Consider the following 11,010-nt stretch of genomic DNA (forward strand, 5'->3'; position numbering starts at 1 on the left):
TGCGTAAAGCCACCCGGAATCGGGTGCAGTTCACCAACGATGAGTCTGCGATCAAAACCTTGTGGTTGATGATCTGCAACATTGAGGACAAACGGGCCGCCAAGCGCGCTAAGCAGGGCAAACGGGTCGCGGCGACCAGCGGCCGGCTGATCGAGGGCAGGCGGGNGACGAACTGGAAGCAGGCCATCAACCAGATGTCTGTGGCTTACCCTGACCGCTTCGAGCCCTACCTCTAATAATCACGCCCCACACACAAACAACTTGACACGCTCGGCAGACATGACAAATTCGTTCTCAAGGACTTTCCCCAGCTCCACCCCGTTGTGTCGGCGGAAGGCCTCCAGCACTACCGTCAGGGTCAGCGGGCAGTTACGGCGGATCCGCTTGGCAGCATCCGCGGCCCACTCAGCTCCATCCGCTTGCAGTGCGTCCAGGTTCTCAAGGATTTCCTGCACATTCTCCGGTGCATAAGCCTGTTCCATTTGATCGATCACACCGTTGAACGCTTCCGCGGGGGATTCAGTGAACTCGCTGATCACATCGACGCTGCCGGTTTCCGCTAGCTTCTCGACCAAATTTTCCACCGCAGAATCTGGGACAAAATAGTCTGCCAATCCAGCGGCGATTGCCTCGGTTCCACCAACTTGTCTCGCGGTCAAAGCCAGGTGCTTACCTAAGTTTCTGGGCGCTTCCGCCAAGAGCTTTGTCCCTCCCACATCTGGGAAATATCCGATGCCGGTTTCGGGCATTCCGATACGTGTCGAATCAGTTACTACACGATGTGAACCATGGGCGGAAATTCCCACTCCCCCGCCGAGGACAATGCCTTGCATCAACGGCACGTAGGGCTTGGAATAGTTGGCGATAATCACATTGAGACGGTATTCGTCTGCCCAAAATTCTGCACCCTCAGTTCCTTTTTTCAGCGCGTCCTCGTAAAGCACCGCGATATCACCACCAGCACAAAAAGCGCGATCACCCGCAGCCTTAACAATGACTAGGGCGACTGAATCGTCCTGCTCGAATTGCTCTAGCGCCTGCGTCATCTGCTGGACCATGGAGTGGTTTAAGGCGTTAAGGGCCTTTGACCGGTTCAGAGTAATTAGTCCAGCTTTACCCCGTCGCTCTACCTGGATTTCTTCAGTATGTGTACTCATTCTTGCCCCTTCCTATCGCTCGAGTAACAGTGCTTCGCCTTGTCCCCCGCCACCGCACAAGCCGATGGCTGCCCGTCCCTGACCGCGCCGGGCCAGCTCGTGGGCGGCATGGACAGCAAGGCGTGCGCCTGAGGCGCCAATCGGGTGGCCCATCGCTACAGCTCCACCTGCTTCGTTAACCTTGTCTGCCTCCACACCAAGGAGGCGAGACGAATAGGCAGAGACGTTAGCGAACGCCTCGTTGATTTCGATGACGTCCAAGTCATCAACGCTCCAGCCTTCGCGTTCCAACGCCTGGTTGATGGCATTCGCGGGCTGTGCCTGTAAGGAGGAATCAGGCCCTGCGACTTGCCCGACGGAACGCAGCGTCGCCAGAATTTCAAGGTTATTGCGCTCCGCATGCTCCCGGGTTGTGAGCGCTACCGCTGCAGCACCATCTGAGATCTGCGCCGCGTTCCCCGCCGTAATGGTTCCGTCTTCAGAAAATGCCGGACGCAACCCCGCTAGTACTTCAACTGTTGTGTCGGGACGAACCCCTTCGTCGCGGTCAACCGTTGTGCTTCCCTTCCTCCCAGGTGCGTCTACTGGAACTATCTCCGCAGCGAAACCACCATTTTCATGGGCCGCATGGGCCCGCTGGTGCGAAGCTGCGCTAATCTGGTCTTGCTCTTCACGGCTCACGGGATAAGTTTCAGCGTGTGCCTCTGAAAGTAGCCCCATAGAATCACCGTTATCGGCATCCCGTAGACCGTCATAGTCCATGTGGTCTAGGACTTCTCTTTTGCCATATTTCCAGCCTAGGCGCGTACCTGTCAGCAAGTGAGGCGCTTGTGACATGTTTTCCATTCCCCCGGCTACCACGATGGTCGCTTCCCCAGCGCGGATGAGCCGGGCAGCATCAATGATTGCGGTCAACCCTGATAGGCACACCTTGTTCACCGTGGTCGTGTGAGCACTACGCCGGATACCTGCTGCGTTTGCTGCCTGGCGAGCCGGGTTTTGCCCCACCCCAGCTTGTAGCACCTGCCCCATGACAACGGCATCGACATCGTCGCCAGAGATCTCGCCGAGAGCCGCCTCAATTGCAATGCCACCTAGTGTGGTTGCGGGAACGGTGGAAAGCCCCCCGAGAAGTTTTCCTATAGGTGTACGAGCTGCCCCTACGATCACCACATCGGTGGGCGCCTGTGTTGTGAAATCCTTTTGGCTGTTCATAATGGCCTTCCTGATGGGAATCCGCGCTTACGGTACGTTTACTGCCCCGATCGTACCCATTGTTTGTGATCTAAAACACCCCGTGAATGGTGTTCACCCCATCACTGCGAACGGCTTTTCGACGACCACCCCAGCCATGTCGCGACCGTCACTTAAGGTGAGGCCACATAATTCCCCGCACCGAAAGGCCTCACTATGGGACTGTTGAGCTGGCTTCACAAGTTGTTTACAGGCACTGAGCCGACGCAATCCGCCCCGTCCGCACCCTCCGGGTGGTTCATGCCCACCTACGATGGTGTCCCGATTTGCGATTGGGAACCCCAAATCGCAGCATTCAAACGCGAAGGCAATTACGAGGCCGCGCTCATCCTTGCCCGTGGCTGCATGGAGGCGATGACACGCGCCGCCTACCGCAGCCCCGAAAACGTCATGGAGTTCTACGTGGTTCAGGTGCTGATCATCCAGCGAAAAATGAAAGATTATGCCGGTGAGATTGCCACCATCGAGGGCTGGCTGGCGCATGGTTTACCGCCGACTCGCCAGGACCACCGCCTGGACATCCATAAACGCCTGGCGAAAGCCCGCGAGCAACTGGCTAAGGCTAATGGCGAGGACTATTCGGAACACACCAAGGCCTGGAAGGAAGCGATGGCTCTGCAGAAACAGCTCAAACCATCGAGCGGTTCCGTTACCGGGGCCTCCCGCCTCAGTGGTGGGACCTCGCCTACCACTTCTTTTAGCCCGCAACGCCGCCACACCGGCTGGGTAGCGCCGCGCGATGTGATCCACTCCCCCACTTTTGTCGCGGTGGATTTTGAAACGGCCAATAAGGATAAGGCATCGGCCTGCCAGATCGCACTGGTGAAGGTAAGCGCCGGGGTGGTCGTCGATAAGTATGCAACGCTGCTGAAGCCCCCGCCGGGCTGTGACCACTTCGAATTCACCTACCTGCACGGCATTAGTGCGAACACGGTGCGCCGAGCGCCGCGCTGGGATGAGGTGGCTGCCCAGGTCGCGGCCTTTAGTGCGGGCGTGCCGATGTTCGCGCACAACGCACCCTTCGACGCCGGGGTGTGGCGCAGCCTGGATGAGCATTTTGGCACGGCCACGCTTCCCGACGATTTCTTCTGCACCTACCGCACGGCGAAGCAGTTGGTGCCGGGGCTGCCCAATTACAAACTGCCCACGGTGACCGAGGCGCTAGTGCCCGGGTTCGTGCTCGACCACCACGACGCCGGTTCTGATGCCGAGGCCGCCGGACTGATCGTCGCGGCGTTGCAGAAACTGACCTAGACCTCCGGCAGTGGGTCGCCCGCGGAGGGGTAGGAATCCTGGGCGCCATCGCGCAAGGTCGCCGCGGCCCCCACGCGCGCGGCGAAGTGGGCGGCGGCCACGAGGTCGTCGCCCTCGGCGAGGCGGGTGGCAAAGGCGCCGGCGAAAGCGTCCCCGGCTCCCGTGGTGTCGACCGCGTCCACGGTAGGCGTTGGGATGTCGACCAGGCCGTCCTTCGTCGCCACCAGCGCGCCCGCTGCACCCAGGGTGAGCACGACAGACGGGAAGCCCTGCTCAAGCAGCGCCTCCGCCAAGACGTGCGGGTGATCCGAATCCGCCTTCGCACCGAGCTGCTCCAAGACCAGCTCGGCTTCGTGCTCGTTGGCCATCAGCGGGTCTGCCAGCAGCAACTGCTCGCGGCCCACCAGCACCACGGGCGCCAGGTTGACGATGACGCGCCCGCGCGCAGCGTCCACCGTCGCATCGAAACCGGAGGCGGGGATCTCCCCTTGCAGCAGCACGATATCGGCCGCGGCGATCAGCTCCATGCTGGGTTCAAGGTTCTCACGCGTCATCGCGGCGTTGGCGCCGGGCACCGCGATGATCGTGTTCTCGCCATCGTCGGACACGGTAATCACGGCAAGCCCCGTCGGCAGGTCGGTGACCATGATCGACGACTGATCGATCCCCGCGCGCTCAAAGTGCTGCAGCGCTGCCTGCGCCTGAGGATCATTGCCGACGGCACCGACCATCGTGACATCGGCACCCAACAGCCCAGCAGCGACCGCCTGGTTCGCCCCCTTCCCGCCCGCGGAGAACAGCCCGCCGGTACCCATCAGCGTTTCCCCCGGGTTGGGGTGGCGCGCCACACGGGTGGTCAGGTCCGCGTTAATCGAACCAACGACGACAATCTTTTGGGTACTCATAGAAATTCACCAACGCATTCTGGATCTAAAAAGGTTTACTCCAAGAATAGTTGGGATACCGCTTGATCGTGCGTTCGTACGTGGAGGATCGGGCTATGTGCCCTTGACGTTGAGCACCTGGCGCAGCTTGTGCTTGACCTCGACTAAGTCGCGGGCATCCTCCATCACCTGGTCGATGTCCTTGTAGGCATCGGGGATCTCATCCACCCACTCCTTGCCGGGGCGATAGACGATGCCCTCCATCCGATTATCCAGGTCAGAGGCGGTAAAGCGCTTCTTCGCCTCCGTGCGGGAGAAGCGCCTGCCGGCACCGTGGGGCGCGCTCATCAACGCCTTCGGGTTACCTTTGCCTTCCACCACGTAGGAGGCGGTGCCCATCGAACCGGGGATCAGCCCAGGCACTCCTTCTACTGCGAGGATCGCACCCTTGCGGGTCAGCCACACCGTCTCCCCGAAGTGTTCCTCCTGCGCGGTGTAGTTGTGGTGGCAGTTGATGCGCTGCTCCTCCACAACAGCGGTCCCCATCAGGGCGCCGAGCTCATCGGCGAAGCGGTCCATCATCTCCTCGCGGTTGAGCCACGCGAAGCGCTGCGCCCAGTTCAACTCCCGGATGTACTGGTCGAAGCTGGCGGTGCCCTCGGTGAGGAAGGCGACATCCTTGTTGGGCAGGTCCAGATCCGCGGTCTCTGCGCGTGCGATCTTGATGTGCTTCTGAGCGATCTTATTGCCCACCCCACGGGAACCGGAGTGAAGGAACATCCACACCCGGTCGCTTTCGTCGAGGCAGAGCTCAATGAAGTGGTTGCCACCGCCCAAGGAGCCCAGCTGGACCCGCCATTTTGGTGAGTGGGAAAGATCGACGTCGTGTTCGTCGGCAAGCAAGTCAAGCTCGCGCGTGCGCTGATCGGCGGATTCGCGCGAGACCTTCTTGTTGTAGTTGCCGGGCGAGAGTGGGATTTTGCGTTCGAGTGCATCGCGTAGTTTGACTAAGTTACGATCAACGAGGTCGTCTGCGGTGAACTGGGTGCGCACGCCGATCATGCCGCAGCCGATATCCACACCCACCGCGGCTGGGATCACAGCACCTTGGGTGCCGAAGACGGTGCCCACGGCTGAGCCCAGCCCGAAGTGGGCGTCCGGCATCAGCGCCACGTGTGGGTGGATGAACGGCAGGCTGGCGATGTCGCGGGCCTGGTCGAGCACGTTGTCGTCGATAAGCGTGGCGAATGAGATCACGTCGGTAGAAGTCATCTTCCCCCTCCAAAAAGTCCTGCCCGGGATGCTGCGTTGACGCATGCGGGATCATTCACGCTAGTGGGCGGCGCGTGGAGCGTCAAGCGTGGGGCAAGGGGCTGGCGTGCAGAGCCAACAGGAATCTGCGCTGCCGGAGCCGGCCCTGAGTGCCAGCTCCGCGACGTGTTCTGAGGCGTCGGAATCGGAGGAGCCGACGAGCGAAGAGCCCTCGGAAGGTCCCTGCAATGCGGGAACATTTGGGGCCGAATCCTCATACCTTGCATGTCGCTTACTGCGATGGCCAGTGGGTACAAGTGGGCACTCGACACTCAGACGATATCCGCAATCTTTATTGGGATGGATCCAACTGGGAGAAGATCCCCGGTGCCGGAACCATGGATATCGGTCTGCCATGCTACGACTTGGACGACTTAGCCCGCCAGGGAGCCCCAGCAGAATTCCTGGATCTGCTGCCGGAGTGCACAAACAGCTAGTTTCGGCGGCAGCGTGGTGTAGTCCCTGGCGTTGCTATTCGACGATCGCCTAAGGCAGCAACGCCCGGATCTGAGGCGGCAACTGGATCAGGCCGTTCTGCACGGCGAAGAAACCACCGCCCAGCACTGCGGCCATCAGCCCGATCAGCACGGCCAATGCCCCACCCAGTGAGGAGCCATTTGCGGAACCTCCTGGCGTTGGCTGGTCCTTGTCGGTGTCGTCTTGCGGCTCTTCCGCAGGACGATCGCTGAGCGAGAACTCGTCGAGAAGCTCAACGGTCGGTTCGGCGGCATCACCGTCGAAGATCCAGGAACGCACGATGCCGGTCTCAGAATCGAAGCCGGTGAACACGGAGTACTGGTTCGACGCCACCCACGGTGCCGGCTCGCCACTCAGGGTCTGGCCTTCCAGCGGTTTGATCGTCGGAACGATCGGCTCCAGCCCACCCGGCGAGCCGTACTCCATGTAGTTTTTCGGATCCCAGTACTGCGAATCCTTCGCCGGGACCGGGCGCGGGCCGTTGGTCGAGTCCTCGTGACGCGCCCCGTAAGAGTTGCCCACGTTGGAAGTCTCAATGAAGTTCACGCCGTTGTCAGACTCAAAGCGGTTCCACAGATGGGAGTGGCCGTTGAACACCAAGTCCACGGGGGTGCCCGGCTTATCTACCAGTGGCATCAGCGAGTTCAGCAGGATGTTCCCTTCCTCCGGGTACTCGTAGGTGATGCCCACAACGTTGCCTTCCTCGTCCTTCTCCACGGACTCGACCGGATGGGAGAAGTGCGGCATAGCGTTATTACCCAGCGAATGCGGTGATTCGTGCAGCATCACAATCACGTGCTCCGCCTCCGTCGTCTCCGGGGAGGCAAGCTCCTGTTCCAGCCAGTTGTACTGCGCCGAGTCCACGGCCAGGTCCTCGAAGATGAAATCACCGTAGCCACGCTCCAGCGGCTGATCCAGAACGTCCGCCGACTCGTGGTAGCGCGAGGTCTTGTCGCGCGCCGCCGGATCCTCCACCGCATCCGTGCCACGCCAGATACGCGTGGAGTACAGGGAAATCAGCCGCGTATTGCCAATCGACGTCGCGTAGTACTTCTCCCCGCCTGCCGACGATTCCGGCAGCGAGAAGATCTCCTCATAAGAACGCGTGGAGAAGGAATTGTCTTCGATCCACTTTTCCTTCACCGCAGCATCGCCGGTCGGGTTGACCTCCGCAGCAACCTTTTCGTATTCCGCCTCCGCTACCTCACGCGGGACAGGATTATTGAAGGCATGGGTCATGTTGGTGCGCCCGTCGACACGCCCCATCACCTCATGATTACCGATCACCGGGTACACGTGCGCGTTCTGCGCAATCTCACCGCCGTTGAACACGGTCCCGGACTCCGGGTTAGTAAATTCCGCGTTACCCTGCATCCCCTGGAAGAACGCCAACCCATTGGTGTGGTCGAACCACTCGGATGCACGGTCCGGCACATTCACCAGGTCACCGGCGACAAGTGCCACGTCGATCGGCCCACCCTGCTCCGCGATCGTCTGCGCCGCATACTGCAGGTTTGCCGGCGCGTTCTTCTTCTCCTGGTGATCGGAAGTCAGCAAGAAGGACACGCCTTCGCCCGATTCAAACTTGTCGGCGGCTGAGAATACCTCCGACATCGCCACCTCCCCACCGTCGATGGAGATCACGCGGTACGGCATGCGCTGCGTCGGGTGCATGCCCGTGATCGTGCCTTCGTGACGGTACACATCACGCGCCACGATGCCTTCCGATTCCGCAGGAGCATTAACGACGAAAGACTCCGCATCTTCCGCCATGCGCGACAGCTTCATCGTGTCTGCCGCAAATACGTCCACGCCATCGACGTTGCCCGCAGCAGCGTCGGCTGCGTTGTCCGCAGTGAGCTTATCAACGTCTCCTGTGACAATCGCGTGGGTCGAACCAGGGGTGTTGGTAAACCACACGACGTTCACGGAGCCAACCTCCGGCAACTGCAGGAATGGATCGCTCAACAAAGATCCGGAGCCAGTCACAGTAGGTGCGGCCTGAACAGCCGGGGCAAGGGTGGCGCTCAGTGCCAGGGCCAAAATGATGGATGTGAAACGCTTCATTGAATTGTGCGCCTTTCGCAAGGGGTAGGTCATTTCAAATGTGAAACTAGCCCACCTTGCGATAGTTGTCTCTTCAATTAATTGATTGTTTACCTGGGGAAACTCCCGCCGAACAATGCATGGAGAACAATTGCTCGATTTAGTTGCACCCCTGCAGATTCCACAAATCACGGGATAGAGGACCAACAAATCACAGTCTAGGGATGCCACAAATCACGGCCTAGAGAGCCTACAAATCACGGTCTTGATCTTGTGACATGCACTTTTGGAACGTAGAGTGATTGCTATGATTGCTCCCCAAGCACCCTCAACCCCGTATCGACCACGCATTATCGACCGGCAGCTCACTTCATTACTTCAGTCCGTGGGCGCTGTGGTTATCGAGGGCCCTCGAGCATGCGGTAAAACGCGGACTGGGATGCAGTTCTCTAATTCGGCGGTGTTTTTCGATGATCCCACTACTTCAGCGATCGCCGATATCGACACTAAGCAGCTCATCGATGGCCCAGCGCCGCGATTACTTGATGAGTGGCAGCTCTACCCCCAACTGTGGAATGTCGTCCGCCGAGAAGTCGACCTTGGGAAGGGGCCAGGCCGTTTCATTTTGACAGGTTCGGCTGTACCGGATGATGACGCTCGACGACACACCGGGGCGGGCCGTTTTGCCAAAATTCGGCAACGAACCATGACGTGGACAGAGAAGTCTGATCTCAACCCTCAGGTTTCTTTGGCGACGCTGCTTAAGGACCCCTCAGTCGGAGTTGATACGACAAATCTGTCCTTGGATGAGGTAGTTGACCTTCTACTTCAGCCGGGCTTTCCCGGACTGATTGACATGCCTGCTGGAGGTGCACAAGCGCTACTCGACGGCTATATCACCGACACCGTCGAAATAGACGTCCACCGACTAGCTGAAATCAGGCATGAACCTGTGGTGCTGCGGACATTGCTGGTGTCTTTAGCACGTAACACAGCAACGGAAGTAAGTATCGCAACGCTACGCAAGGATATGGGCACCACCCTCTCCGCCCCAACACCAGAAACAATCAACCACTTTCTCGGATTAATGGAGCGGGTGTTTATCGTCGACAAGCAACCCGCGTTGTCGACCGCCCTGCGTTCTAAGGCCGCTCTGCGCCAATCCCCGAAATATCATTTGGCAGACCCAAGCTTGGCGGCGCGGTTGTTGGGAGCAGATGCAGAACGACTTCGCGGCGATCCAGAAACGTTAGGGTTTTTGTTCGAATCCGCTGTAGTCCATGATCTGAACGTGTATGCGCAGGCCCTCGGTGGGACGGTTTCCCACTATCGAGATTCCAACGGGCATGAAATCGATGCAGTGATCGATCTTCCTAACAACCAGTGGGCAGCTATTGAAATCAAGCTTGGCAGTGGACAGATTCAATCTGGCAATGAACGGCTTCAGAAGGCAATTGCGCAGATCGATCGTCCGGCACCAACCTTTTCGGCGGTAATAACGGGTACCGGCCCCACTGCGAATTTAGGCGATTCGACGGTGACATTTCCACTGTCCGCTCTGAGCTTGTAGTACTCACAAGGGAGCACTCGTGCTGCCTCGGCAAGGCTGGAGCATGCGCGCGTAGAATCTTCCCAATAATCACACTTTCCGCGATAAGGTATGCGAAAATCAAATGTCCCCTAAAACTGAAAAGGAGAATGACTACTATGTCTGTTTCGGAAGTTACGTCGTGGATGTTCATGGAGGAGATCCCGATCCCCGACGATGTGCGCAACCTGCTCATCGAAGGTGAACAGCCCTATGCGGCGTTCAAAACATTTCGTGATTCCGCAATCTTTACGTCAAAGCGCCTGATCGTTCGCGATGCCCAGGGAATGACGGGCAAGAAAGTAGAGATCTACTCACTTCCGTACAGCGCGATCAACATGTGGTCGACAGAGAATGCGGGAGGCATGTTTGACGCTACTGCTGAGGTCGAACTGTGGACTCGCGCAGGACGAATCAAGATCGAACTAGGGCGAGGTGTCGACGTGCGACGCATCGATTCCCTCATCGCCCACGCTGTTCTGAATAACTAAAGCCTGGGGTCCGGCGATCAATACAGTCGGACCAAACTTTCATCTCCAATTGTGCAGACGTTTGCCGAGGAATGCATTAATCTAACTCTCTGTACTTTAGGAGGCCTGCGCGCCTGCATACAGTTGAAGCGGTGATGTCATGACCAACCTCGAAACCATTCTTGGACAACTTGAGGACCTCGAAGACAAGCAACTTGAGCGTCGGGCCCGACCCCCGGATAGTAGACACGGAGGATTCAATCAGGAAGCAGATTTCAGGATAACAGAACAGCGCTCTTCAAACACCGCAGGCGCGAGATATTTACACCAGGAATGCCGGCGCACCGTGTTGTAACGAGTGCACCAGCGGAAAACGTCCCGNCGACAGCGCAACTGGTTCGCAAACGTCTTGGAATCCTGAAGAACTTCCCGCTTCATCGCCGCATTGAACGACTCCGCCAAAGCGTTATCCGCACTGGTACCAATTGATCCCATTGATTGCTGGATCCCTAATTCTGTGCAGGTGTTCTGGAACGCGTTCGAGGTATAAACACTTCCGTGATCAGAAT

General features: G+C 58.7%; 9 protein-coding genes and 1 pseudogene. 4 read left to right on the plus strand and 6 right to left on the minus strand.

The annotated features are described in order from the left end of the window. Positions 1 to 236: pseudogene (locus B097_RS12710) on the plus strand (IS256 family transposase); the annotation flags it as partial. A gap of 3 nt (positions 237 to 239) precedes the next feature. On the opposite strand, the gene B097_RS12715 reads toward B097_RS12710, so the two are convergent. Beyond that, the gene (locus B097_RS12715; protein WP_081618026.1) at positions 240 to 1,157 is read right to left on the minus strand and encodes an enoyl-CoA hydratase/isomerase family protein; all 918 of its coding nucleotides are present in this window, start codon (positions 1,155 to 1,157) and stop codon (positions 240 to 242) included. A 12-nt stretch (positions 1,158 to 1,169) separates the two neighbouring features. Then, entirely contained in the window at positions 1,170 to 2,372 is a 1,203-nt protein-coding gene (locus tag B097_RS0107415; protein WP_018581901.1) for an acetyl-CoA C-acyltransferase, read from the minus strand. A gap of 279 nt (positions 2,373 to 2,651) precedes the next feature. Here B097_RS0107415 and B097_RS13305 point away from each other — a divergent pair, with 279 nt between their 5' ends. Then, entirely contained in the window at positions 2,652 to 3,665 is a 1,014-nt protein-coding gene (locus tag B097_RS13305) for a 3'-5' exonuclease (RefSeq protein WP_115324701.1), read from the plus strand. Here the strand turns inward: B097_RS13305 and B097_RS0107425 are convergent. The 3 genes from B097_RS0107425 to B097_RS0107435 form a co-directional block, all read right to left on the minus strand. Continuing rightward, a complete protein-coding gene (locus tag B097_RS0107425; RefSeq protein ID WP_018581903.1) occupies positions 3,662 to 4,570 on the minus strand; it encodes a ribokinase in 909 nt (302 codons plus the stop codon). The two genes, B097_RS13305 and B097_RS0107425, sit on opposite strands and share 4 nt — an antisense overlap. Positions 4,571 to 4,663: 93 nt before the next feature. Then, positions 4,664 to 5,821 (minus strand): RtcB family protein, encoded by a 1,158-nt coding sequence (locus B097_RS0107430; protein WP_018581904.1) that lies wholly within the window; start codon positions 5,819 to 5,821, stop codon positions 4,664 to 4,666. Between the two features lie 525 nt (positions 5,822 to 6,346). Next, complete coding sequence (locus B097_RS0107435; protein WP_018581905.1) at positions 6,347 to 8,404, minus strand: metallophosphoesterase family protein; 2,058 nt, start codon at positions 8,402 to 8,404, stop codon at positions 6,347 to 6,349. 286 nt (positions 8,405 to 8,690) lie between these two features. Here B097_RS0107435 and B097_RS0107440 point away from each other — a divergent pair, with 286 nt between their 5' ends. Both B097_RS0107440 and B097_RS0107445 read left to right on the plus strand, forming a co-directional pair. Further along, the gene (locus B097_RS0107440; protein WP_026254377.1) at positions 8,691 to 9,953 is read left to right on the plus strand and encodes an ATP-binding protein; all 1,263 of its coding nucleotides are present in this window, start codon (positions 8,691 to 8,693) and stop codon (positions 9,951 to 9,953) included. 137 nt (positions 9,954 to 10,090) lie between these two features. Continuing rightward, complete coding sequence (locus B097_RS0107445; protein ID WP_018581907.1) at positions 10,091 to 10,462, plus strand: PH domain-containing protein; 372 nt, start codon at positions 10,091 to 10,093, stop codon at positions 10,460 to 10,462. Between the two features lie 240 nt (positions 10,463 to 10,702). Here B097_RS0107445 and B097_RS13310 read toward each other — a convergent pair. Next, a partial coding sequence (locus B097_RS13310; RefSeq protein WP_155879231.1) for an integrase core domain-containing protein occupies positions 10,703 to 11,010 on the minus strand: 308 nt, incomplete at its 5' end.

The organism is Corynebacterium pilosum DSM 20521 = CIP 103422 (genome assembly GCF_000373805.1).
GTDB lineage: Bacteria > Actinomycetota > Actinomycetes > Mycobacteriales > Mycobacteriaceae > Corynebacterium > Corynebacterium pilosum.